At 50.7% G+C, this 23,554-nt stretch carries 21 protein-coding genes, 3 tRNA genes and 1 pseudogene; 14 read left to right on the top strand and 11 right to left on the bottom strand.

Features of this window, described 5'->3' with window-relative positions; translation table 11 throughout:
* Positions 1–17: 17 nt before the first annotated feature.
* From HA49_RS15725 to aspA, 3 genes are all read right to left on the bottom strand, one after another.
* Positions 18–1,754 (bottom strand): protein-disulfide reductase DsbD, encoded by a 1,737-nt coding sequence (locus HA49_RS15725; RefSeq protein WP_038023593.1) that lies wholly within the window; start codon positions 1,752–1,754, stop codon positions 18–20.
* Positions 1,730–2,053, bottom strand: a complete 324-nt coding sequence (cutA, locus tag HA49_RS15720; RefSeq protein WP_038023590.1) for a divalent cation tolerance protein CutA — start codon at positions 2,051–2,053, stop codon at positions 1,730–1,732. Before cutA ends, HA49_RS15725 begins: the two co-directional genes overlap by 25 nt.
* A 136-nt stretch (positions 2,054–2,189) precedes the next feature.
* The gene (gene aspA, locus HA49_RS15715) at positions 2,190–3,623 is read right to left on the bottom strand and encodes an aspartate ammonia-lyase (protein WP_038023588.1); all 1,434 of its coding nucleotides are present in this window, start codon (positions 3,621–3,623) and stop codon (positions 2,190–2,192) included.
* Between the two features lie 368 nt (positions 3,624–3,991).
* On the opposite strand from aspA, the gene HA49_RS15710 reads away from it, so the two are divergent.
* The 4 genes from HA49_RS15710 (at position 3,992) to HA49_RS15695 (ending at position 7,434) form a co-directional block, all read left to right on the top strand.
* A complete protein-coding gene (locus HA49_RS15710) occupies positions 3,992–4,462 on the top strand; it encodes an FxsA family protein (RefSeq protein WP_038023585.1) in 471 nt (156 codons plus the stop codon).
* A 320-nt stretch (positions 4,463–4,782) separates the two neighbouring features.
* A complete protein-coding gene (locus tag HA49_RS15705; RefSeq protein ID WP_029686522.1) occupies positions 4,783–5,076 on the top strand; it encodes a co-chaperone GroES in 294 nt (97 codons plus the stop codon).
* A gap of 47 nt (positions 5,077–5,123) precedes the next feature.
* Positions 5,124–6,770, top strand: coding sequence for a chaperonin GroEL (gene groL / locus HA49_RS15700; protein WP_038023581.1), 1,647 nt, complete (start codon positions 5,124–5,126; stop codon positions 6,768–6,770).
* Between the two features lie 310 nt (positions 6,771–7,080).
* On the top strand, positions 7,081–7,434 hold the full coding sequence (locus tag HA49_RS15695) for a DUF4156 domain-containing protein (RefSeq protein WP_038023579.1): 354 nt from the start codon (positions 7,081–7,083) through the stop codon (positions 7,432–7,434).
* 83 nt (positions 7,435–7,517) lie between these two features.
* Here HA49_RS15695 and HA49_RS15690 read toward each other — a convergent pair whose 3' ends face one another.
* Positions 7,518–7,946: a DUF1090 domain-containing protein gene (locus HA49_RS15690; RefSeq protein WP_038023575.1), complete on the bottom strand. Its 429-nt coding sequence runs from the start codon at positions 7,944–7,946 to the stop codon at positions 7,518–7,520.
* Between the two features lie 148 nt (positions 7,947–8,094).
* Entirely contained in the window at positions 8,095–9,123 is a 1,029-nt protein-coding gene (gene epmB, locus HA49_RS15685) for an EF-P beta-lysylation protein EpmB (protein ID WP_038023573.1), read from the bottom strand.
* A gap of 40 nt (positions 9,124–9,163) precedes the next feature.
* Here epmB and efp point away from each other — a divergent pair, with 40 nt between their 5' ends.
* From efp to epmA, 4 genes are all read left to right on the top strand, one after another.
* Complete coding sequence (efp, locus tag HA49_RS15680; protein ID WP_038023571.1) at positions 9,164–9,730, top strand: elongation factor P; 567 nt, start codon at positions 9,164–9,166, stop codon at positions 9,728–9,730.
* A gap of 50 nt (positions 9,731–9,780) precedes the next feature.
* Positions 9,781–9,912 carry an entericidin A/B family lipoprotein gene (locus HA49_RS21010; RefSeq protein WP_072055972.1) on the top strand — a complete coding sequence of 44 codons (132 nt, stop codon included), beginning with the start codon at positions 9,781–9,783 and terminating at the stop codon, positions 9,910–9,912.
* A gap of 110 nt (positions 9,913–10,022) precedes the next feature.
* Positions 10,023–10,157 carry an entericidin A/B family lipoprotein gene (locus HA49_RS15675; protein WP_038023569.1) on the top strand — a complete coding sequence of 45 codons (135 nt, stop codon included), beginning with the start codon at positions 10,023–10,025 and terminating at the stop codon, positions 10,155–10,157.
* A gap of 234 nt (positions 10,158–10,391) precedes the next feature.
* Positions 10,392–11,369 carry an elongation factor P--(R)-beta-lysine ligase gene (epmA, locus tag HA49_RS15670; protein ID WP_038023567.1) on the top strand — a complete coding sequence of 326 codons (978 nt, stop codon included), beginning with the start codon at positions 10,392–10,394 and terminating at the stop codon, positions 11,367–11,369.
* A 62-nt stretch (positions 11,370–11,431) separates the two neighbouring features.
* Here the strand turns inward: epmA and mscM are convergent, their stop codons facing one another.
* The 3 genes from mscM to rsgA all read right to left on the bottom strand — a co-directional run bounded on the left by mscM (position 11,432) and on the right by rsgA (position 16,817).
* On the bottom strand, positions 11,432–14,764 hold the full coding sequence (gene mscM, locus HA49_RS15665; protein ID WP_038023564.1) for a miniconductance mechanosensitive channel MscM: 3,333 nt from the start codon (positions 14,762–14,764) through the stop codon (positions 11,432–11,434).
* 16 nt (positions 14,765–14,780) lie between these two features.
* Entirely contained in the window at positions 14,781–15,677 is an 897-nt protein-coding gene (gene asd / locus HA49_RS15660) for an archaetidylserine decarboxylase (RefSeq protein WP_038023560.1), read from the bottom strand.
* Positions 15,678–15,764: 87 nt separating this feature from the next.
* Complete coding sequence (rsgA, locus tag HA49_RS15655; protein WP_038023558.1) at positions 15,765–16,817, bottom strand: small ribosomal subunit biogenesis GTPase RsgA; 1,053 nt, start codon at positions 16,815–16,817, stop codon at positions 15,765–15,767.
* Positions 16,818–16,920: 103 nt separating this feature from the next.
* On the opposite strand from rsgA, the gene orn reads away from it, so the two are divergent.
* The 3 genes from orn to HA49_RS15640 all read left to right on the top strand — a co-directional run bounded on the left by orn (position 16,921) and on the right by HA49_RS15640 (position 17,809).
* Positions 16,921–17,469, top strand: a complete 549-nt coding sequence (gene orn, locus HA49_RS15650) for an oligoribonuclease (RefSeq protein ID WP_038023555.1) — start codon at positions 16,921–16,923, stop codon at positions 17,467–17,469.
* Positions 17,470–17,618: 149 nt separating this feature from the next.
* Positions 17,619–17,694: transfer RNA gene (locus HA49_RS15645), tRNA-Gly, on the top strand.
* A gap of 39 nt (positions 17,695–17,733) precedes the next feature.
* Positions 17,734–17,809: transfer RNA gene (locus HA49_RS15640), tRNA-Gly, on the top strand.
* 166 nt (positions 17,810–17,975) lie between these two features.
* On the opposite strand, the gene HA49_RS15635 is transcribed toward HA49_RS15640, so the two are convergent.
* Together HA49_RS15635 and HA49_RS15630 are read right to left on the bottom strand one after the other, a co-directional pair.
* On the bottom strand, positions 17,976–18,452 hold the full coding sequence (locus HA49_RS15635; RefSeq protein WP_038023553.1) for a DMT family transporter: 477 nt from the start codon (positions 18,450–18,452) through the stop codon (positions 17,976–17,978).
* A gap of 2 nt (positions 18,453–18,454) precedes the next feature.
* Positions 18,455–18,892, bottom strand: a complete 438-nt coding sequence (locus tag HA49_RS15630; protein ID WP_038023550.1) for a DMT family transporter — start codon at positions 18,890–18,892, stop codon at positions 18,455–18,457.
* A gap of 108 nt (positions 18,893–19,000) precedes the next feature.
* On the opposite strand from HA49_RS15630, the gene HA49_RS15625 reads away from it, so the two are divergent.
* Entirely contained in the window at positions 19,001–19,939 is a 939-nt protein-coding gene (locus HA49_RS15625) for a LysR family transcriptional regulator (protein WP_038023548.1), read from the top strand.
* A 226-nt stretch (positions 19,940–20,165) separates the two neighbouring features.
* Positions 20,166–20,241 (top strand) — tRNA-Gly (locus tag HA49_RS15620).
* Between the two features lie 140 nt (positions 20,242–20,381).
* Here the strand turns inward: HA49_RS15620 and HA49_RS15615 are convergent.
* Positions 20,382–21,239, bottom strand: a complete 858-nt coding sequence (locus HA49_RS15615) for a branched-chain amino acid aminotransferase (RefSeq protein ID WP_038023545.1) — start codon at positions 21,237–21,239, stop codon at positions 20,382–20,384.
* Positions 21,240–22,054: 815 nt separating this feature from the next.
* Here HA49_RS15615 and nnr point away from each other — a divergent pair.
* A pseudogene (gene nnr, locus HA49_RS15610) lies at positions 22,055–23,550 on the top strand (bifunctional ADP-dependent NAD(P)H-hydrate dehydratase/NAD(P)H-hydrate epimerase).
* The last annotated feature ends 4 nt before the right edge of the window (positions 23,551–23,554 follow it).

Here is a 23,554-nt window from a genome sequence, read left to right as displayed (position 1 = left end):
CGGTGCAGTTGGTTATGTTATTCAGCGCGCAGTTTCCGCAGATGGGCCAAAAACTGGCTGGCGTTCATATAGCCGGTGACCCGTGAATCAGGGATTTCATGTCCGTTGGCATCAAAAAACAGTAACGTCGGTAGCCCCAGCACATTCAGGTGTGTCAGCAGGGCGTTATCCTGTGCACTGTTGGCCGTGACGTTGGCCTGTACCAGCCGGAACTGAGAAAACTCCTGTCGTACCTGTGGGTCGGTAAAGGTATATTTTTCGAACTCTTTACAGGCTACACACCAGTCAGCATATAAATCAACCATGGTGATTTTTCCCTGAGCCTGACTGAGTTGCTGTTGCAGATCAGCCACCGTGCCGATGTTTTGGAATGGCAGGGCCTGCTCCTGTGATGCCGTTACACCCGGGGTTGCGAAGGCCCAGTCCTGCAAAGGACGGGCGGCCACCAGGGCGGCCAGCAACCAGACAATCTGTAATACCCGCATCCAGCCTTTTGGACTTTTCAGGCTGAGTGCAAACGCCCAGCCAAAGAATGCCACCCCTAACAGGCTCCAGAGCCTCATTCCCCAGAGATCACCGGCGACGCGGTCGATCAGAAATACTGGTAATGCCAGGATAACAAAGCCAAAACCCTCTTTCACCGACTGCATCCACGGGCCACTTTTTGGCAGCAGTTTATTGCCAAACAGCGTCACAATAATCAACGGCAGCCCCATCCCCAGGGCGTAAAGGTACAGAGTACCGCCACCGGCCAGCATGTTACCGCTTTGGGCGATATACAGCAGGATGGCACTCAGCGGCGCAGTGGTGCAGGGCGAACAAATTAATCCCGCTAAAGCCCCCATCAGGAATACACCGCTAAGTGAACCGCCCTGCTGGCGGTTGCTCCAGAGTGTCAGCCGGGTTTGCAGAGATGAGGGCAGTTGCAGTGAGAACAGTCCAAACATCGACAAAGCCAGCAGGATAAATACCGCAGACAGGCTCAGTAATATGACAGGACTTTGCAGTGCTGCCTGAAAACGCAGCCCGGCAGCCGCGACGACGATACCCATCAAGGTATAGGTCAGGGCCATGCCCTGCACATAGACGAAAGCCAGCAACAGAATTCGCGATGCTCTGACATCACGGCGTCCACCGAGGATGATGGCCGAAATTAGCGGGTACATCGGCAGTACGCACGGGGTGAAGGCAATACCGATGCCGATCAGCAGCGCCCACAACGGTGAAAAAGGTAACCGTGACACAGCGGGGCCGCTCTGAGGTTCCGGTACGGGTGCAGGTGTGGCAGCCGCCGTTGCCGGGGCCTCGCTGCGGGTTGTGCTGACCTGCGATAATGGAACCTCACGGGTTTCCGGAGGATAACAGAATCCGGCTGCCGCACATCCCTGATAACTGATCTTCAGGGTCGCTCCGGGAAGGGTGCTCTTCAGAGTTACGGGAATTTGAACATCCTGAGGAAAAATCTGACTTTTGCCGAAGAATTCATCTTCATGGGGTTGGCCTGAAGGCAGAGCAATCCCGGCAATCACCGCATTGGTGCCGGTGATACTGAATTGCTGACGATACAGGTAATAACCGGGTTTCACCTTCCAGCGCAGCACAACATTGTGGTTATTCTGGCTAAAATCAAAACCGAAGGCCTGATTCACCGTCACAAAATGTGGCGATGATCCGCTGTCGAATAAGCCCGCCTGCGCGTGCAGGCTGAAGAGAGTCAGTGCCAGTATAATCAGGCGAGTGAGGCGTGCAACCATGACAAGTATTCACTATCTCCGTGTTGTACAGGGATCACCAGTAATTCAGGGACATCGTAAGGATGTTCCTGTTTCAGCAGTGACAATAAGTCCTGTTGATGCTCCGTATCACTTTTAAAAATCAGTTGTACTTCTTCGGAACATTCCAGCTGTTCCTGCCAGTGATATATAGAGGTCATACCAGGCAGGAGATTAACGCATGCCGCAAGTTTACGGCGAATGGCCAGTCGCGCCAGAGCCGTTGCCGTCACTTTATCGGGGGTGGTGCATAACACAATAATGGCAGAGGATGGATTCATTGCGCACTCCTGAGTCAGGCTGGCATGATAGCATTTTTTTTCGGCAACAACAGAATGCAGACCGTAACAGAAAAATTCAGGGGGAGGGTGGGCAGGGAAGCTCTGGTCCGGCAGCTGAGGCCGGACCAGGAAGCCGTTATTCGTTATCTTCGGTATAACGTTTAGCTTTGTACACCGGGTGCATCAGGTTATCGACCGAGAAAATATCATCCAGTTGCTCATTTGTCAGAAGCCCTCGTTCAAGTACGACTTCACGGACGCTTTTACCTGTTTCAGCACAGATTTTCCCGACAATATCACCATTGTGGTGGCCGATATACGGGTTCAGATAGGTCACAATACCGATAGAGCTGAATACGTATGACTCACAGATTTTCTGGTTAGCGGTAATGCCGGCGACACATTTTTCCAGCAGGTTAAAGCAGGCATTACTCAGTATGCTGATGGACTCAAACAAAGCCTGACCAATCACCGGTTCCATCACGTTCAGCTGTAGCTGTCCGGCTTCTGCAGCCATGGTCACGGTGGTGTCGTTGCCAATCACTTTAAAACAGACCTGGTTGACGACTTCCGGCACTACCGGGTTCACTTTAGCCGGCATGATGGATGAACCTGCCTGTAACTGTGGCAGGTTAATTTCGTTTAACCCGGCACGGGGACCGGAAGAAAGCAACCGCAGATCATTACAGATCTTCGACAACTTCACCGCCAGGCGTTTTAATGACGAGTGGACCATCACATAGGCACCACAATCAGAGGTCGCTTCAATCAGGTCTTCGGCAGCCACGACCGGAAGACGGCTGACGTCAGCCAGATGCCTGACGGCCAGTGGCTGATAACCGTCAGGTGTATTCAGGCGGGTACCAATAGCCGTGGCCCCGAGGTTCACTTCCAGCAATAACTCGCCGGTGCGCAGAATACTGCGGGTCTCTTCCCGCAGCAGTATGCTGAAAGCATTAAACTCCTGGCCGAGTGTCATCGGGACCGCATCCTGAAGCTGGGTACGGCCCATTTTCAGGATGGTTTTAAATTCTTCTGATTTGCGCTGGAAACCATCCGCCAGCGAATTGATGGCATCCACCAGTTTCAGTAGCGAGTTATACACCGCAATACGAAATCCGGTCGGGTAGGCGTCATTGGTTGACTGACACATATTGACGTGGTCATTGGGGTTAAGATACTGATATTCACCTTTATTATGGCCCATCAGCTCCAGACCGATATTCGCCAGCACCTCATTGGTATTCATATTTACCGAGGTTCCCGCACCGCCCTGATAGACATCGACCGGGAACTGATCCATACAGGTACCATTGTTCAGTACTTCATCACAGGCTCTGATTATCGTATCAGCAATATTACGGGGGATGGTTTGCAGATCCCGGTTGGCCATGGCTGCCGCTTTCTTCACCATTACCATGCCACGGACAAATTCAGGGATGTCACTGATTTTATTACTGCTGATGTAAAAGTTTTCAATTGCACGTAACGTATGAATTCCGTAATAAGCATCCGCCGGAACTTCTCGCATGCCGAGCAGGTCTTCTTCGATACGAATATTGTTAGCCATGTTAACCTTCTTGTGTGTGCTTTCTTACTGAAGCGATGTGTCACAGGTTATGTGATCATTTTGTTGTGAGTGTCTGATGCCGAGATTTTATCTGCATATCAGTTTATCAGCACGATCATCTTCTGTTTATAGATTAAATAAGCAATGCAGATCACTTTTCAATCACTTCTATTTAACATAACAGCTCAACGTGGCCCGATTTATGAAATAGTGATAATACGAACAGCCGCAGGGCTAGTTATAACGAATTACCGTCGCGCGGTTGAAATCACTTTTTGTTATACCCATCTATAATTTTATCATCATTACGATGTGACTGATTTCGCTGCCCTGCCACATGGCGGGGCCTTCACTTACAGGAGACCGCCGTGCGCTGGTTACCGTTTATTCTCTTTTTTCTGCTCGCCTGGATCGAAATTTCGATATTTATTCAGGTCGCTCATGTGATTGGCGTTCTGCTGACGCTGATACTGGTGATTTTTACCTCTGCTGTTGGCATTTCCCTGGTCAAAAATCAGGGCATGAAAAATTTTATGTTATTACAGGAAAAGCTGGCCCGTCACGAAAATCCGGCCGCTGAGATGACCCGAAGTGTGTCTTTAATTATCGCTGGCTTTTTACTGGTATTACCGGGGTTTTTTACCGATTTTCTCGGACTTTTACTGCTACTGCCTCCGGTGCAGAAACATCTGACACTGAAAGTTATGCCGTATCTGAAGGTGTGGCGGGGCGGCCCGGGGGCTGCTAATGACAGTGGTTTCACCGTTGAAGGGGAGTATGAACGTAAGTCGCAGGACGTGATTGAACATCAGGATGATAGTTCCTCCCGCAAGCCTTAACTCTGTCCGGCAGCTCACCATCTTTGACTGATGCTGCCGGTCATCTGCTCCCACAGGTAACACAGTCTGCTGATGACGCAGACTTCTGTCCTGACTGCACTATTGAATAATTTCCTTTTTGAGACACATTCCGTTTCAGCACAATCCCCCCGAAATTGCCTTTACCAGAGTGGTTGTTGTCGAATTAAAAAAAATTATTTTTTTACCCTTGAAAGGCCTTTGTCCTGACCTTATCTCTGAAAGCACGAAGCCGGGCGGTATCGTGCCGGTATTCAACCTCAATAAACCAGTGACTGGGCATTTCAAAGGAGAGCTATCAAATGACAATTCGTCCATTGCACGATCGCGTTATCGTCAAGCGTAAAGAAGTAGAAGCTAAATCTGCTGGCGGCATCGTTCTGACCGGTTCTGCTGCGGGCAAATCGACCCGTGGTGAAGTGCTGGCCGTAGGCAATGGCCGCATCCTTGAAAGCGGCGAAGTTAAACCACTGGATGTGAAAGTGGGTGACGTTGTGATTTTCAACGAAGGTTACGGTGCAAAAGCTGAGAAAATTGATAATCAGGAAGTCCTGATCATCTCAGAGAACGACATCCTGGCCGTTGTGACAGAGTAATCTGGCAACCTATTCCACCAACGAACTCAATTTAAGGAATATTTCAAATGGCAGCTAAAGACGTAAAATTTGGTAGTGACGCGCGGGTAAAAATGCTGCGCGGTGTGAACGTACTGGCAGATGCAGTAAAAGTTACCCTGGGCCCGAAAGGCCGTAACGTTGTTCTGGATAAATCTTTTGGTGCACCGACCATCACTAAAGATGGTGTTTCTGTTGCCCGTGAAATCGAACTGGAAGACAAGTTCGAAAACATGGGAGCCCAGATGGTTAAAGAAGTGGCTTCTAAAGCTAACGACGCTGCCGGTGACGGTACCACTACTGCAACCGTTCTGGCCCAGTCTATCGTGAACGAAGGCCTGAAAGCTGTGGCTGCGGGTATGAACCCAATGGACCTGAAGCGTGGTATCGACAAAGCAGTCGTTGCTGCGGTTGAAAAACTGAAAGCTCTGTCTGTGCCTTGCTCAGACTCTAAAGCAGTGGCTCAGGTTGGTACTATTTCTGCAAACTCTGACGAATCAGTCGGTACTCTGATTGCTCAGGCGATGGAAAAAGTCGGTAAAGAAGGTGTTATCACCGTTGAAGAAGGTACCGGCCTGCAGGACGAGCTGGACGTGGTTGAAGGTATGCAGTTCGATCGTGGTTACCTGTCCCCTTACTTCATCAACAAACCAGAAACGGGTTCTGTTGAACTGGAGCAGCCTTTCATCCTGCTGGCTGACAAGAAAATCTCTAACATCCGTGAACTGCTGCCAGTTCTGGAAGCGGTAGCTAAAGCAGGTAAACCTCTGCTGATTATCGCTGAAGATGTTGAAGGTGAAGCGCTGGCGACTCTGGTAGTCAACACCATGCGTGGTATCGTTAAAGTCTCTGCGGTTAAAGCTCCTGGCTTTGGTGACCGTCGTAAAGCAATGCTGCAGGATATCGCTATCCTGACCGGTGGTACTGTTATCTCTGAAGAGATCGGTATGGAACTGGAAAAAGCTACCCTGGAAGATCTGGGTCAGGCTAAACGCGTTGTGATCAACAAAGATACCAGCACCATCATCGATGGTATTGGTGAAGAATCTGCCATCAAAGGCCGCGTCACTCAGATCCGTCAGCAGATCGAAGAAGCGACCTCTGATTACGACAAAGAAAAACTGCAGGAACGTGTAGCTAAACTGGCCGGCGGTGTTGCTGTGCTGAAAGTGGGTGCCGCAACTGAAGTTGAAATGAAAGAGAAAAAAGCCCGCGTTGAAGATGCCCTGCATGCGACCCGTGCTGCGGTAGAAGAAGGTGTGGTTGCTGGTGGTGGTGTGGCGCTGGTTCGTGTGGCTGCACAGATAGCTGGCCTGACCGGTCAAAATGAAGACCAGAACGTGGGTATCCGTGTTGCTCTGCGCGCGATGGAAGCTCCACTGCGTCAAATCGTTGCTAACGCCGGTGAAGAACCTTCTGTGGTTGCTGACAAAGTGAAAAACGGTGAAGGTAACTTCGGTTACAACGCTGCTACTGAAGAATACGGCAACATGATTGACTTCGGTATCCTGGACCCAACTAAAGTGACCCGTTCTGCTCTGCAGTACGCAGCTTCTGTTGCTGGTCTGATGATCACCACCGAATGTATGGTGACTGATCTGCCTAAAGATGACAAAGCTGACTTAGGTGCTGCTGGTGGTATGGGCGGCATGGGCGGTATGGGCGGCATGATGTAATTTACGTTGCACTTACTCTGTTAAGTGCACAAACAGAATGGCAACCGGTCCAGGTTGCCTTCTGTCGCATCATTTCTCCCCGGACCCGGTATCCTCAGGAACCGGGTCGTTTTTTTTTCTTAAGACGGGTGTGTTAATACATTCAGAACAGGCATCATGTAACAATTTCGCGGCAAAGTATTTCGTGGCTGGTTTTTTAATTTTACCGGCGCTATGGTGTTAATCTGATTTGCGGATTATATTTCCCACTCTCTGGTTGAAAGCTGCCACGGTTGTCAGTTCTGGCATAATGAAAATAATGAGGAAGAATATGCGTTTAAAAATCTCTGCAGGGCTGTTTTTTGCCGCTGCAATGCTAACGGGATGTAGTTCTACCGGTAATCAACTGACTTCCAGTGGCGAGAGTGTACGTTTTGTGGATCAGCAACCCGCAGCACAGTGTAAATACCTGGGAACCGCCACCGGAGAACAGAGTAACTGGCTGTCTAACCAGGGCGCTGAAGGCGGGAACTCGATGCGCGGAGCAGCCAATGATTTACGTAACAAAGCGGCCGAAATGGGCGGTAATGTGATCTATGGCGCCAGCACTCCGGGGCTGTCTATTATTTCCAGTTTCGTGCCAGTGGCGACCAAAATGTCTGGTCAGATCTACAAGTGCCCTTAAAATTCAGTTAGCCCGACGGTGGCTGTTGTATCCACCGTGGGTCAGGTGGCGACAGGCAGGAAAGGCTTTCCTGCCTGTGCTGTTTAATTCAGGCGTGTAAAGTCCTGATTAGCCTGATTTAGCTGACGGTTCAGTTTTTCAACATCCTGTTTTTTCTCTGCCACTTTTTCCCGATATTTCTTTATCTTACTGCTGTTTCCTCGGGCAACAGCCTGGTTCAGATCGTCTTCTGCTTCACGCAAATCCTGTTTTTTATCGGCGAGTTTCTTTTCTGCCCGGGTGATTTCCTGACGCGCATCATCCCGCACTGACTCCGGTGTACAATGAGTCTTCACCTCATCCAGTGCTTTCTGCAACCCTGCCAGCTGGGAACTGTTGTTATGTTGGCGCGCATAACTCATTTGTTTTTCAATCGCGTCACGTTTTTCGGCACAGGTTTCAGCGGCACTGGCTGCATTAATGGCCAGCAAAGCAATCAGGGTCATACTTAATGCGGTCAATGTCTTTTGCATAAATTATCCTTTGATAGGGTTTATCCTGGGGTGCCAACAATAATCACTCATAACGCTGTCGGGCCGCTGCGTCGGTCTGACAGTAATCACCAGATAATAGTGGTTTGTTGCAGAGTTTTAGCTGCGTTGGATCAGTAATTTTGGCCTTTCATTGTTGTCTGAGTTGTAAATCCAGCGGGGTTTTACTGGGCTCTCCACCAATCTCTCTTGCCAGTTTAGGTACCATATAGCCAGAAACCATGCTCAGCAGTTGGCGCATAATCTGCCGGGCCTTAACATCAGAAACATAAAAATGGGCTGCACCCTGTACCTTATCCAGCACATGCAGGTAGTAAGGCATGATTCCGGTATCAAACAGCGCATTACTGAGTTCAGCCAGCGTTGCGGCGTTATCATTTACCCCACGCAACAATACACTCTGGTTCAGTAAGGTGATACCACTTCGTTTCAGACGTCCCATGGCTTCTGCCAGTGAGCTGTCTATTTCATTAGCATGGTTGATATGGGTCACCATAATGACCTGTAACCGGGATTCCGCTAACCGGCGGCACAGTGCATCAGTGATCCTGGCCGGAATGACTACCGGTAACCGGCTGTGGATCCTTAAGCGGCGAAGATGAGGGATAGCTTCCAGTTCAGTGATGAGCCAGTCCAGTTCGTGATCCTTAGCCATCAGCGGGTCTCCGCCGGAAAAAATGATCTCATCCAGTTCCGGATGCTGGCTGATGTAGTCCAGAGCGGTACGCCAGTTTCGTTTATTGCCCTGATTGTCCTGATACGGGAAGTGGCGGCGGAAACAGTAACGACAGTTTACTGCGCAGCCGCCTTTCACCAACAAAAGTGCACGATTACGGTATTTATGCAGCAGACCCGGCACCGCACTTTGCTGCTCTTCCAGCGGGTCGGTACTGTAACCCGGAGTGACGACAAACTCTTCCTGATCGGTGATCACCTGACGTAATAGCGGATCGTCAGGATTACCTTTTTCCATTCTCCGGATGAAGGCGCGTGGTACCCGTAAGGCAAATAACCGGCGTGCGTCCGCTCCGGCATGTAATGCCGGCAGATGTTCCAGATCTAAAAGTTTCAGTAATTCATTGGGTTCGGTAACAACTTCCGCAAGTTGATGCAACCAATCTTCTCTGGAAGGGGTATTTAGGGTTACAATGTTTGCCATTTTTTTGGCTTAGTCCAGTATCCATTTGTCGAGGGCCTTCATGGCAACATATTCTAGCAACGATTTTCGTAACGGTCTTAAAATTATGTTAGATGGCGAACCTTATGCCATCGAAGCGAGTGAGTTTGTTAAACCAGGTAAAGGCCAGGCATTTGCGCGTGTAAAAATGCGTCGTCTACTGACCGGTAAACTGATTGAAAAGACATTTAAATCGACCGACACCGCAGAAGGTGCTGATGTTGTCGATGTTACCCTGACTTACCTGTACAACGATGGTGAGTTCTGGCACTTCATGAACAACAGTACTTTTGAACAGCTGGCCGCGGATGAAAAAGCCGTCGGTGAAAATGGCAAATGGTTGCAGGATCAGGCGGAATGTATCGTTACTCTGTGGAACGGTAACCCAATTACCATTACCCCGCCTAATTTCATCGAAGCAGAAATTACCGAAACCGATCCTGGCCTGAAAGGTGATACTGCGGGTACAGGGGGTAAACCTGCGACTCTGTCTACCGGTGCCGTGGTTAAAGTTCCACTTTTCGTACAGATTGGTGAAGTTATTAAAGTTGACACCCGTTCCGGCGAATACGTTTCCCGCGTTAAATAAGCCTTGTCAGGCGCATCCCCGGGATGCGCCTGAATCACGGATGGAAGAAAATGAAACAGCGATTCTGGAAGCTGCTGCTGCTCTGTTTACTGGCATCGGCACTGAGCGGATGTAATACTTTCCATGGTTTTGGTGAGGACGTTTCTCATCTGGGTAATGCCATCGCCAGGGCTGCGAACTAAAAACTAAATTTTGTGAACTACCTCATTCAGTTGGCGCACAAATTTCCAAATAGCAGCTATGCTTTAGTTGCTGGTCATTTTGTTGTCATTTCTGTCATGAGGGAATTTATATGATTGCTAAAGGCGTGTTAGCTCTGGTTTCGGTCATTCTGCTTTCTTCTGTTTTGACGGCTTGTAATACCACCCGTGGTGTTGGTGAAGATGTTGAAGCCGGGGGGAAAGCTATTCAACGCACAGCCCAGTAAAGCGTAATATTCTTTCTGTGTTACGGGGACGGCGCTGCCGGCCCCTCTTCTGAGTCATTCTTCCACTGGTTTTCTTTTCTTCTGAGTGACTTAAGGGTCACTACCACTGAATCACTACCTGTAACGGTCCGGCGGCGGCCTGCGACAGAACACTAGTGCCTGTCAGACCGCCATTGTTTGTCGGTTAAGTTGCATGTAGACTTCCTCACTTTTGTGAGATCCGGAGTACCAGACATGAACGAAACCGCAACCTGGCAACCCAGTGCCCCTGTTGCTAATCTACTTAAACGTGCGGCTATTTTAGCGGATATCCGACGCTTTTTCGCAGATCGCGGTGTCCTTGAAGTTGATACTCCGGCGATGAGCCAGGCCACGGTTACCGATATTCATCTGGTCCCTTTCCAAACCCGTTTTGTTGGCCCGGGGGCTTCGCAGGGACTGGATTTATGGCTGATGACCAGCCCTGAATATCATATGAAGCGTCTGCTGGCTGCCGGCAGTGGTCCGATTTATCAGATGAACCGCAGTTTCCGTAACGAGGAAGCGGGCCGTCACCACAACCCTGAGTTCACTATGCTGGAGTGGTACCGTCCGCATTACGATATGTACCGGCTGATGAATGAGGTAGACGATCTGTTACAACAGATCCTTGAGTGCGACAGCGCAGAGACACTCTCTTATCAGCAGGCCTTTATTCGGTGTCTGAACGTCGATCCGCTATCGGCTGAAAAAGAGGCGCTGGTGACAGTTGCTGAAACGCTGGGGGTGGGTGATCTGGCTGCTGCAGAGGAGGACCGTGACACCCTGCTACAACTGTTATTTATGCTTGGGGTGGAGCCGAAGATTGGTCAGGATAAGCCGGCATTTGTCTACCATTTCCCAGCTTCTCAGGCGTCACTGGCCGAGATCAGTACCGAAGATCATCGTGTTGCCGAACGTTTTGAGGTCTATTACAAAGGTATTGAACTGGCAAATGGTTTCCGTGAACTGACCGATGCCCGTGAGCAACGTCAGCGCTTTATGCAGGATAACCGGCGACGTGCAGAGAAAGGCCTGCCACAACAGCCGATTGACCAGTTTCTGTTGGATGCACTGGAACACGGATTACCCGATTGTTCAGGCGTCGCGCTGGGGGTTGACCGGTTAATTATGCTGGCACTGAAAGCAGAATCACTGAGCGAAGTGATTGCCTTCCCGGTCGATCGCTGTTGATCCTTCGGGTTCTGCCCTCCGGCAGGACCCTCTGTTGCTGATCTCTGTTTTACACTTAACCGTTATAATCCACCGGATTTATAGGTTTTGGTGGCTGGCGTTCCCTGAGTAGCCGGGGATGCGCTACCTACTTTTTCCATCCTGACCTGGAACGGCGGGAAAGGCATTTCGATATCATTCTGCCCGAAGCCGTGCAAAATCAGCTGATGAAGTTCATGGCGCAATGGCATCCGGTGTCCCATCTCCGCGGCATAAATACGCAATTCGAACAGCTGTATTCCTTGTTGCAGATCGACCAGGAAGGCTTCCGGAGCAGGGGTATCCAGTACATAGCTGCAACGTTCAGAGGCCTGCTTAAGTATTTCCGTGACCAGCTCACTGTTCACGTGAGCAGGTGCCGGAATGGTCAGAACCACACGAGTCACGGCATCGGACAGTGACCAGTTAACAAACTGCTCAGTAATAAACGCCTTGTTCGGCACAATAATTTCTTTGCGGTCCCAGTCGGTAATCGTAGTGGCGCGGGTATTTATCCGGGAAATGGTACCGGTCAGTTCACGGATGGTGACCGTATCACCGATACGGATCGGTTTTTCGAACAGAATGATCAGGCCGGAAATAAAGTTAGCAAAAATTTCCTGCAACCCGAAGCCCAGCCCGACACCCAGGGCCGCGACCAGCCATTGTAGTTTAGCCCAGTCGATACCCAGCATCGAAAAGGCGGTCATCACCCCGAGGACCATCAGTACATATTTGGTCAGTGTGGTGATGGCGTAACCGGTACCAGGAGTCAGGCTAAGGTGCTGCAGTATTGCCAGTTCCAGCAGAGCCGGCATATTTCTCACCAGTTGCAGGGTGATAACCAGCACCAGAATAGCAATCAGAACAGCTCCCAGGGTAACCGACTGAATATTTTCGCCGCCCTGCGAGGAAGAGACCTCCCACAGTGGAATGTTCTCCAGGAATGCAAAGGCTGAATGTAATTCAGACCACAACAGGATCAGCGAAACCAGGGCTATCAGGGTCAGCAGCGAACGTACCAGACGCAGTGACTGTGCGCTGATGGTATCCAGATCGACTACCGGTTCTTCAATCTCGTAACTTTCGGTGCCGGCCACATAATGCTCTTTTTCTTCCTCACCACTACGGGCACGGCTGGCCAGTTTGTCGGCACGCTTCTGCCGGGCACGGTCAAATTCGATTCTGCGTCGCTGAATCAACATCCAGCGACGGATAATATGATAGACAACCAACAACACAAACCAGATAGCCAGTGAACTTTCCAGCCGGGCAAGCAGTGCCTGGGAAGTCGCCAGGTAACCGACACAGGAGGCAAGGGCGGCGACCAGTGGGATGGCCATCATCACATCCCAGAGCAGGGTATTGGTCATATTGTCACTGTTGCCCTGCCGGTCAAAGTAGAGTGGCAGTCCGGCACGTTTCAGGGCGTTGGTCACCACAGTGAGAGCAATACAGATACAGATAAAACTCAGACGACCAAGTGAAGCCGAGAATTGTCGATCCTCAAGGTTATCAAACGTAATCAGTACCATAATCAGCGGAACGATCACCCCGACGGTCAGCGAGTAATAACGCATCGCCCTGGCAACACTGGCCTGTGGCCAGCGAAAATGGGTAATAAACAATCCGTGGTTCCGGGCAAATGCGGCGCTGATCATAAAGGCCCACAATACCGGCAGGGTGGCAGTCACCCCGTCGCCTATCGCGACAGCGATAGGATAGGGCCAGGCATGCTGTAACCCGTACCCCAGCGCCGCCCACAGTACCGGCAGTGGCAGTGCCACCAGGATAGACCAGAAAACCGTCCGGACAGTCAGGCTAAAGCTGTCCAGCGTCACCTTGCCCACTTTTGCCGCAGCCCGCTCCAGAAAGGCACGGTAATGGCGGCGTGAGCTGATACTGACCGCCACCAGAAATAAGGCTCCAATCACCGGAAGGATGGATTCACGGGTAGTAAACATCATGATCAACGCTTTACCCAATTGGCTGAAGGTATCCAGCGAAATCAGCCGCGACAGGTCCTGAACGACCTGTACCGGATAGTGCAACGTGACGGGACCGACATCGGCAGTCCAGAACAAATAACGATGGGTGGCATCTTTAACTTCGTTTAATGCATCCTGAAGTTGCGTATTGGCAACTTTCAGTTTGGTAATTTCGAGGATCAGGGAATCGCATCCCGAAATCAGCGAGTTCAGTAATTCCCGCTGTGTTTTCAGTTGTTCATCCAAAATACGTGTCTGGTCGCTGGTCAGTGCTGCCCCGTTTTCCTGGGTAAGTGAGTGCAAACTTGCCTGGCGGTTAAGTAAATCCTCGTAGTGCAAACGTTGCACCCGTAGTTCTCCCATCTCGCTGTCAATCTGCTGAGATTTAGGGACTTCCGGTAACCTGGCGACCTGGGCACGCAGGGCTTCTCCCAGTAAGTTAGATTCCCCCAGCCATTGCGACTGTTCTCGCAAGGTGGTGAGTGCCTGACGTACCTGCAGGGTCTGGTTGGCAGCCAGGCGTTGTTGGGAGGCTACCAGATCCATTCGCTGCGCCTGCGCATTCAGGTCAGAGGAGAGATCACGGTTAATATTGAATTGATCACTGATACCCGGCGGCAGTTCACCACTGTTTTCTGCCAACTGTTCGGTACGTTCCAGCGCCTGCTGAGCTTCCTGTTGACGTAACGTATTCAGTTGATTACGCAGCGCCTGAAGATAGGCATCCAGCTGCGTCATGGTTTTCTGATGCAGTTCAGCCCGCAGACGTGCCAGTTCCAGACGGTTACTGGCTGATAACTGAGCCAGTTCCAGCTCGGTAACTCTGGCTTTATTAGCCGCATTGCCGGTCTCTCTGGCCCAGATTTTAGCCTGCCCCAAAGCCGTGGGAGGGGTTTGTAATCCCTGCAGACGGCGGTCGCTGTCGGCCAGAGCCCGTCGTGCTTCGGTCTGTTGCTGTGGTAAAAGTGCCAGAGAGTCACTGATTTCCCGTGCTCTGTCCTGTTCCTGCTGGGCCTGGCGGCCTTCCTCTAACTGCTGGCTGCTGGCCTGCAGGATTTCCTGCTCCAGCTCACTGCTGTTCAGTGAGGTATTGACGGTTTTTGGAGTATCGGTGACAGCAGCGATCTGCTGTCTTAATTGTTTTGATAATTTAGGAAAATTATCAATCACCGACTGGTACTGACGGGCCTGTTCGATGGAGGCTGTGCGCTGATCGACAAATTCCAGTGCTGACTGCAGTGACTGTATCTGTTCGGTCTGTGCGGCACTGTTTTTAGCATTTTTGGCCTCTTCCAGTGCCTGCTTTAACTGTGTGCCGTCCGGGAGAGCGGCGGCATACAGTGAAAAGCTGAGCATAAAGCCCAGCAGTAAAACCACAATCGAGCGCACGGTATTGTTCTCCGGATTAGCTAGTGACAGAACTGTCAGCGCTGTCTGCCGTGAACGGTGTCGCCAGTGGCTGACCGAGGCGTGTTTTGGATTCCGCTTCCAGTGACTCACTGAAAATAACTTTATTGCGGGCAAACAGATTAATTACCGTAGAACCGAGTTTGAAACGTCCCATTTCTGCGCCTTTCAGCAGGACCACGGCCCCTTCGGCATTCGCGTCCGGATAGTGCCAGCGCTTAATAACTCCTTCCCGTGGCGGCGTGATAGTGCCGGCCCAGACGGTTTCGATACTACCAACAATGGTCGCACCCACCAGAATCTGTGCCATTGGTCCGAAATCGGTATCGAAATAGCAGATCACGCGTTCATTTCGGGCAAACAGGTTAGGGATATTTCGCGCAGTCAGGGGGTTGACCGAATAGAGATCGCCCGGAACATATACCATTTCACGTAAAATCCCGTTACATGGCATATGCACGCGGTGATAATCGCGCGGCGCGAGGTAGGTGGTAATAAATTGTCCGTCACGGAAGGCATTGGCCCGTTGATCGTTGCCTGCCAACAGAGCTTCCAGGGAATAGTAATGACCTTTGGCCTGGAATATCTGGTCATTTTCGATGCGTCCTGCCTGGCTGACAGCACCATCGGCCGGTTGAATCAGATGGTTAGGATCCTGATCAATGGGACGGGCATCTTCTTTCAGCGGACGCACGAAAAAGTCGTTAAACGTCGGGTAGGCAGTGGTATTTTTTTGTTTAGCTTCCGTCATGTCGACTTTGTAATACCAGACAAAAAGATCGATTACGGCGCGGGTCAGCCAGCCACCACGACGACTGGCTGCCCATCCGGCCAGTTCGGTTAAATGTTTTTTGGGTAAAATTGCATTAATGCCAAGTTTGATACGATCCAGCATTTTGCCTCCTGCGTAATCACGACGTTAAAATAATCAGGCGAAACATAGTGATGCCTGAGTGCATTGGCGAACCCGCCGTTATGTCAGTCAGTCCTCACTGACAGAAAAATTTTTTCTGACTTTAACTAAAGCCATACTTTCCAGAATACGGTGATAACTGTCGAAACGAATATCACTGATCTTTCCTTGCTCCACGGCCTGGCGGATGGCACATCCCGGGTCTGTGTCATGTTTACAGTCGCGGAATTTGCAGTGGCCGAGATAGTCATTAAATTCGACAAACCCGCGGGTGATTTGTTCGGGCTCAAGATGCCATAAACCGAATTCACGCACTCCCGGAGAGTCGATCACATCTCCACCCTTCGGAAAATGGTAGAGGCGCGCTGCCGTGGTGGTATGTTGCCCCAGGCCTGAGTTATCAGAAACATCATTGGTCAGAATTTCATTCTCACTTTCGACGCTCAGCCCCAGCAGTGTATTCAACAGGCTTGATTTCCCCACCCCGGACTGGCCGGCAAAAATACTAATCCGGTCAGTGAGTGCTTGCTCAAGTGGCTGCAAACCCTGTTGGCTATGGCTGGACACCATCAGTACCGGGTAGCCTATCTGGCGATAGATATCCATCTGGCTGTCGACAAACTGCCGGGCTTTATCATCCAGCAGGTCGGTTTTATTCAGGACCAGTAGCGGGGCAATCCCCAGTGTTTCGCAGGCAACCAGGTAGCGGTCGATAATATTCAGTGACAGCTCAGGCAGGATGGCCGAAACGATAACAATCTGATCAATATTCGCGGCCACCGGTTTCAGACCATCATAATAGTCAGGACGGTTGAGTACGGAGGTTCTCTCATGCACCGCTTCAACAATACCTTTACCGGTACCACTCTTTGGCGCTCGCCAGACCACACGGTCACCGGTTACCAGTGAACGAAGCGTACGGCGGAGATTACAGCGTAGTATCTGACCTTCGCTGTCTTCCACATCGGCATGCATTCCCAGGCGGCTTATTACAATGCCTTCCTGCGGTTCGCCAAACAGGCTGTCATCCGGCTCGGCTTTCTCAACCCGTGGTTTCAGGCGCCGCTGATGATTCGCATTGACACGGCGTTGCTGACCTTTTGACAGTTTATTTTTGCTCACACATCCTCTCATGACTTGCCGGACTTCGACCCGACGATGCAAAACGGCTATGATAACATTAATAGCGTTCAATAGACGATTTTAGCAACGGTGAGAAATACCCATGTCCACAGCAAGTGAAAATAACCTGATTTGGATCGACCTTGAAATGACCGGCCTGGAGCCGGAGCAGGATCGGATCATAGAAATCGCCACACTGGTCACCGATGCTGACCTGAATATTCTGGCCGAAGGACCGGTTATTGCCGTTCATCAGTCAGATGCTCAGTTGGCTTTGATGGACGACTGGAATGTTCGTACTCACACCGGCAGTGGTCTGGTGGAGCGGGTAAAACGCAGCGAGTATGACGACCGCGCGGCAGAGCTGGCGACACTGGAGTTTTTAAAACAGTGGGTGCCAGCGAATGCCTCGCCTATCTGTGGCAACAGTATTGGTCAGGACCGGCGTTTCTTATATAAATATATGCCGGAGCTGGAAGCCTGGTTCCATTATCGGGCACTGGATGTCAGTACGCTCAAGGAGCTGGCGCGTCGCTGGAAACCGGAGATTTTGCCGGGCTTTAAAAAAGCCGGTACCCATCAGGCGCTGGACGACATTCGTGAGTCAGTCGCTGAACTACGTTACTATCGCGAAAATTTTCTTAAGCTTTAAGCTGAATTGACTAATCTGCCATCAACCTGACGATTAAAGCAGCAGTCAGTCACCAGGCAGGAAAAATATCCTCTGCGGGGCTTGCGCCGGGAAATTATTCTCGTATAATTCGCACCCCGTAACGATGAAGAATTTTATACGTTACCGGTGCGGGAATAGCTCAGTTGGTAGAGCACGACCTTGCCAAGGTCGGGGTCGCGAGTTCGAGTCTCGTTTCCCGCTCCAGATTAAGATGTAAAATTAACGATGTAAAAGTACCACCCTGCGGGAATAGCTCAGTTGGTAGAGCACGACCTTGCCAAGGTCGGGGTCGCGAGTTCGAGTCTCGTTTCCCGCTCCAGATTCAGACAGACAGACCGGTAATTGCCTCTGTCTGTCACAGAAAAAAGGACCTTCGGGTCCTTTTTTCGTTTCTGTGTTTCGCAGGAACCCTTTAGCATGACAGTCACTCCCGATGGTGCAGTGCCTTGTCCCGAAACCGACGTTCAGGACAAGGCTACCGCAGGTTAGTCAGAATGAGTTTTCTGGCTGGCAGAAGCTGCCGTTTTATTTCCGCTGTAGATAAACCCTAACGCAATCACCAGACAAACCGCTGCCAGGATACGGTTCCACGACAGGGGAATGGCCTGATTGCCCAGCCAGCCGAAGCTGTCAATCATCATGGACATCGCCAGTTGTCCAAGAATTACCGCCACAGTGGCGACGGCAGTGCCAATTTGCTGCACGGCAAAAACCATGGTCAGTACATAGGCAAGACCGAGAAATGACCCGGTCAACTGCCATTTCGGAACCTCGAACAGGCTGGTGCTGTGTGCAGGTTCCAGAAATATGACCAGCAGGGCACTGACTGCTGTCCCACAAAGGAAGGTGAGAAAGGTGGTACGAATAGCCCCCTGTGTCGCCCCCAGCTTCCCGTTAACCGCGGCCTGAACACTGAGTAACGCACCGCCAATAATGGCGAGTATCACCATCAAAATAATCATTATCATTTGCCTCCGGCAATCAGGATCAGGGCCGCAGCCACCAACAGCAGAGCGGTTAGCCTCTGTACGTTTACTGGCCGACGCTGTGCACCAAACCAGCCAAAATGGTCAATCAGCAGGCTTTTACTGACTTGTCCGGCCAGCACTCCGGTCATCAGCAGAGTAATTCCAGTCACCGGAGTGGCGACCGTCAGAATAATGACGTACATCGGGCCCCAGATACCCCCTGTTAGTTGCCAGCCAGGTGAAGCCAGGAAGGGCTGAGGGTTTCTGGGCCCCCAAAACAGCATCAGCAGCCAGGTCAGCGCGGCTTCAACACCAAACAGGCTCAGGCTTGCCCAGTAATGTCCTACACGTTCACCCAGCGGCCCGAGAATACCGGCTTCTACGGACAGTCCCATCCCTGCCAGTATCACCAGCATGATTGCGGCTAATTTCATGGTGTTTAGCTTCCAGATAATCAGAAAAAACCAATAATAATATTTGAGTGATTTTCTAAAAACAGGGAAGATTGCATAACACTTATGCAATTTATGCACAGATAGATCATGATGAGTATTAGCACCCGGGCAATGCAGTTGTTCGTCGCAGTTCTTGATACCGGCAATTTTTCAGGAGTGGCGCGCAGGGAATCAATGTCACCTTCATCGGTATCGCGCATTATCAGCCAGCTGGAAGATGAACTGGGATTACAGCTGTTGTTCCGCAATACGCGGACGATTGTCCCGACAGAGGCCGGACGATTGTATGGCAATACTTTTCGTCGGGTTCTGGATGAACTTAGCAGTACGACTCAGCAGCTATTGGATCGTGAGCGTCAGCCGGCAGGGTTGGTACGGATTAATGCTCCGGTAGTTTTTGGATACCGGCATATTGCCCCGTGGCTGGCAGAGCTGACTGACCGATATCCCGGATTGCGTATTGAACTGACTCAGACCGACGATTTTATCGATCCGCTGAGTGATGCTGCTGATCTGCTGTTTCGTATTGCGCCGTTACAGGACTCTGGTCTGCACGTCAGGGTGGTGGATACTTCTGTCTATCATCTGGCGGCCAGCCCGGAATATCTTGCCCGTCATGGTACACCTCAAGCGCCGGATGAGCTGGAGGATCACCGATACCTTGTCTACAAAGGAGTCATGGGGGCTCAACGGCTGTTTTTCACCAAACCAGGTCAGGCGACGGAAATTCAGGCTCCGCGCGGGGTACTGTTATCTAACAATGCGGAGACTTTGCTTAATGCAGCATTGCAGGGAGCCGGCATTATCGCCATGCCGGACTGGTTAATTGGCGAATTACTGAAACAACGCCAGCTGGTGCGGTTGCTGCCTGGCTACCAGGTCGCCATCAGCCAGCAGGAACTGGTGATTGCTATGCTTTACCCGCACGCGCGTTTTATGCCGCTGAATGTACGTACGGTCATCGACTTTTTCGCCGATAAATTTGGCAGCCCGGCATACTGGAAATTTCAGCCAGTGGAACAATAAATCGGAGCGGGGTGGTTTATCGCCAACGACTTTGAATCAGGCGGCCAGGGTGATTAAAACCGGTAAGAAAAAAAAGATGGCATGAGGCTTGCCGTCACCGAAAAGTTAGTCCATAATACTGTCCATCCTGTTACGGAGAACAAAAAAACACCTTTCAATCAAAGGGTTAGTCAACATTCTCCGCTAAGTTGATAGTCACAGGAATTTAGCAGTAACACCTTCCAATGCGGGAATAGCTCAGTTGGTAGAGCACGACCTTGCCAAGGTCGGGGTCGCGAGTTCGAGTCTCGTTTCCCGCTCCAGTTTTTCGGTAACTTCTGGTTTTTATCACTATCTGCTTTTTTTTCTACTGATCTGGCGTAATTTCTCATCTCTGACAAATATCCGGGCATAAAAAAAAGCCAGCGTATCAACGCCGGCCTTAACAGATATGCTTTGTGCATTATCCGGCAATTTTCTCTGATTGCAGAGTAAACTCCTGATACAGTTCCCGGGCGCGGGCACTCACAGGGCCACGGGTTAATACTTTATCTTCAATGCGGTTGCAGTGCAGAACTTTTCCGTGGTTACCGGTACTGAAAATTTCATCGGCATTCAGAACGTCTTCCGGAGTCAGAGTGACTTCCTCGACGGTAATTCCGTCTTCACGCAGCAGTTTAATCACACGCTGGCGGGTAATCCCGTTCAGGAACGTACCGTTGGGTACCGGAGTGTAGGCGATTCCATTTTTAACCATCCACAGGTTAGCCGCGGCAAACTCAGCAATGTTGCCTTCTGCATCCAATACTGCAGCGGTATTAAAATCACGCTGGTTAGCTTCACGGATAATACGCTGAGTATTCGGGTACAGGCAGGACGCTTTTGCTTCGGTTGGGGCCATAGTGGCATCCGGACGACGGAACGGGCTAAAGGTGGCACTGAAACCGTTATCTTCCGGCAGGGCGGTTTCAAAAATATGTAATGCGAAAGTCGTGGTATCTGGATCGGGCAACAGGAAACCGCCCGGAGAGTAGAACAGGACCTTAATATAGTAATCCGTGTCATGAGGCAGTTGTTTCAGTCCTTCACGCACCAAATCAGCTATCTGTTCCGCAGAAATCTTAGGCGCCATACCCATAGTGATTGCGGAGCGGATCGCCCGCTGGCAATGTGGTTCTAGGTCGGGCAGATAGCTTTTGACAGAGCGTGCGCCATCAAACACACCAGAAGCCATCCATAGTGCATGATCGGTTAATCCAATAACCGGCTTGTCCGTTGTACTCCACTCTCCATCAAACCAAATGATTTCGCGACTATTCATTGTTTTTTTCCAGGTTGCTTATTTAATTTTTATCGAAACTGTTTCGTATGGAAAGTATTTACCAGTTAGAACAACAGCTAAATGCAGCATACCAAGAAATATGGCGGGCTGAATAGTTTCCTGCGGGATGATTTTATCGCGATCTTTTTTGTGAGATGACCAGTGATTCGTAGCGGGATCGTGGGTCACGATGAAAGGATCCTCGATCCTCTGTGTATCCTGCTGATCCTTCTATTTTTTTTGCTACTGTGATTGCCGGATCAGGCACCAAACAGATGTCGGCTATTGTACAGAGACTAAGCAAACAGTCTGTGGCAGGAGATTTGCTGATTGCTATCAGGGGGGGATAGCTGCATAATGCGCCTCCCCGAAAGGTACCGACAGAGGCCACCCGTGCGAAACAGCATTCAGCGGGTTATTTTTTGCGGATAAATCTCCTGAAATCGGATAAAAACCGTGGTTTTATTCTGTGGTCTGTAAACAGAGTTATCCACAGTTACGGCTAATTTTCTTCATCTTAATTCTCTTCAGTCCCTGATGGATAAGAACGATATAATATATTGATTTAATTATTTATATTTTCCAGTGCTGCTGAATGTGACCCCGGTCATATTTCGTTCGTAGCCTTTGAATGTCTGAGCTTTTTTATTTTTTATCCACAGCAGAAAAAAACGACCTGTCAGGCTCTGAGATGAGTTTCTGACCCGGACGAAAATATCGTGTATCACGGTTGTCAGGATAATCCCGGCTAAACCCCTTTTTGATTTTTGGTATGATATTGTGACTCCTTTCCTTTTATTGGTCAGAGGTGGTCAATGTCTGTGAATACCCTCAACCTGTTGTCACTTTCCGGGGCCGTCTGGCCAGCCAGTCAATTTCCATCACTCGAACAGCAGCTCTGTAGCCTCTGCGGGATATCTACGCGGACATTGATGGAGCGGGCGGGACATGCGGCTTTTCAGCAAATCTGCCGGTTATGGCCACAGGCCAGCCATTGGCGGATTCTCTGTGGTAGCGGGAATAACGGTGGTGATGGTTATGTCGTGGCGCGTCTGGCTAAGCAGGCTGGTTTGCGGGTGACAGTGATTGCTTGTGATGCCGCGCGATTACCGGAAGAGGCACTGCATGCCCGTGAGCAATGGCTGGCCTGTGGTGGTGAATGTCTGCCGGCTGACAGTGATTGGATCGGTGAAGAGCATCTGATCGTTGATGCACTGCTGGGGATCGGCCTGAACCGCGCACCGGAAGATCCTTACCGACAGTTGATCGGGAAAGTACGGGAACGATCCGTGCCGGTATTTGCTCTGGATATCCCCTCCGGGGTGTTGGCCGATAGCGGCACAGTCCCTGGTGTGGCGATCAAAGCGGATGTCACGCTGACATTTATTGGCCTGAAAGCCGGATTGCTTACCGGCAAAGCCCGTGATTATTGTGGAACGATCCTGACAGATCATTTAGGGCCTGATCTGGCAGGAACCTATGTCAATCCCCCGGTATGGCGCAAGGATGTTAGTCATCTGGCTGGCTGGTTGCCTTCTCGCAATGCGACGGCACATAAAGGCGATCATGGAAAACTCGTGCTTATTGGGGGTGATAAGGGCACTGGCGGGGCTATCCGTCTGGCGGGAGAAGCGGCACTGCGGAGTGGGGCCGGTCTGGTGCGGGTTTTGACACATCCGGATAACGTCATTGCATTAGTGACGGCACGACCGGAACTTATGACCGCAGCGCTGTCTGAACAACAGCTTGAAGAAAGTCTGGAATGGGCCGATACCGTGGTCATCGGACCCGGGCTGGGACAGCAGGCCTGGGGAAAAAACGTCTTCAGCCAGGTAAAAAAAGTAAAAAACAGACACTTTGGGACGCTGATGCCCTCAACCTTCTGGCAATCGATCCCGATACACGTCAGAATCGGATTCTTACTCCCCATCCGGGAGAAGCTGCAAGATTATTAGGCACATCGGTGCAGAGTGTTGAAAACGATCGTTTGCTGGCTGCGCGTCAGTTAGTCCAACGATATGGCGGTGTGGTCGTACTGAAAGGCGCCGGAACTGTTATCAGTTCATCCGACGGGGAAACAGTCATTGCCGATGTCGGCAACCCGGGAATGGCGACCGGTGGGATGGGAGATGTACTGAGTGGTGTTATTGCTGCACTTGCTGGTCAGAAACTCTCTCTTTATGATGCAGCCTGTGCAGGAGTGGTCGCCCATGGAGGTGCCGCCGATTGGGTAGCCCGCAAGCATGGAATGCGGGGTATGTTAGCCAGCGATCTGTTTGAACCGCTCAGGCGATTAGTTAATCCGGAATGAATCT

Source organism: Tatumella morbirosei (assembly GCF_000757425.2).
Lineage (GTDB): Bacteria > Pseudomonadota > Gammaproteobacteria > Enterobacterales > Enterobacteriaceae > Tatumella > Tatumella morbirosei.
Note: the sequence above shows the minus strand (reverse complement) of the source record. Positions and strands in the feature narration are given on the sequence as shown.

Coding starts and splice junctions, on each gene's coding strand:
- HA49_RS15725 (WP_038023593.1), bottom strand. CDS start 1,754: ATGGTTGCACGCCTCACTCGCCTGATTATACTGGCACTGACTCTCTTC.
- cutA (WP_038023590.1), bottom strand. CDS start 2,053: ATGAATCCATCCTCTGCCATTATTGTGTTATGCACCACCCCCGATAAA.
- aspA (WP_038023588.1), bottom strand. CDS start 3,623: ATGGCTAACAATATTCGTATCGAAGAAGACCTGCTCGGCATGCGAGAA.
- HA49_RS15705 (WP_029686522.1), top strand. CDS start 4,783: ATGACAATTCGTCCATTGCACGATCGCGTTATCGTCAAGCGTAAAGAA.
- groL (WP_038023581.1), top strand. CDS start 5,124: ATGGCAGCTAAAGACGTAAAATTTGGTAGTGACGCGCGGGTAAAAATG.
- HA49_RS15695 (WP_038023579.1), top strand. CDS start 7,081: ATGCGTTTAAAAATCTCTGCAGGGCTGTTTTTTGCCGCTGCAATGCTA.
- HA49_RS15690 (WP_038023575.1), bottom strand. CDS start 7,946: ATGCAAAAGACATTGACCGCATTAAGTATGACCCTGATTGCTTTGCTG.
- epmB (WP_038023573.1), bottom strand. CDS start 9,123: ATGGCAAACATTGTAACCCTAAATACCCCTTCCAGAGAAGATTGGTTG.
- efp (WP_038023571.1), top strand. CDS start 9,164: ATGGCAACATATTCTAGCAACGATTTTCGTAACGGTCTTAAAATTATG.
- HA49_RS21010 (WP_072055972.1), top strand. CDS start 9,781: ATGAAACAGCGATTCTGGAAGCTGCTGCTGCTCTGTTTACTGGCATCG.
- HA49_RS15675 (WP_038023569.1), top strand. CDS start 10,023: ATGATTGCTAAAGGCGTGTTAGCTCTGGTTTCGGTCATTCTGCTTTCT.
- epmA (WP_038023567.1), top strand. CDS start 10,392: ATGAACGAAACCGCAACCTGGCAACCCAGTGCCCCTGTTGCTAATCTA.
- asd (WP_038023560.1), bottom strand. CDS start 15,677: ATGCTGGATCGTATCAAACTTGGCATTAATGCAATTTTACCCAAAAAA.
- orn (WP_038023555.1), top strand. CDS start 16,921: ATGTCCACAGCAAGTGAAAATAACCTGATTTGGATCGACCTTGAAATG.
- HA49_RS15635 (WP_038023553.1), bottom strand. CDS start 18,452: ATGATTATTTTGATGGTGATACTCGCCATTATTGGCGGTGCGTTACTC.
- HA49_RS15630 (WP_038023550.1), bottom strand. CDS start 18,892: ATGAAATTAGCCGCAATCATGCTGGTGATACTGGCAGGGATGGGACTG.
- HA49_RS15625 (WP_038023548.1), top strand. CDS start 19,001: ATGATGAGTATTAGCACCCGGGCAATGCAGTTGTTCGTCGCAGTTCTT.
- HA49_RS15615 (WP_038023545.1), bottom strand. CDS start 21,239: ATGAATAGTCGCGAAATCATTTGGTTTGATGGAGAGTGGAGTACAACG.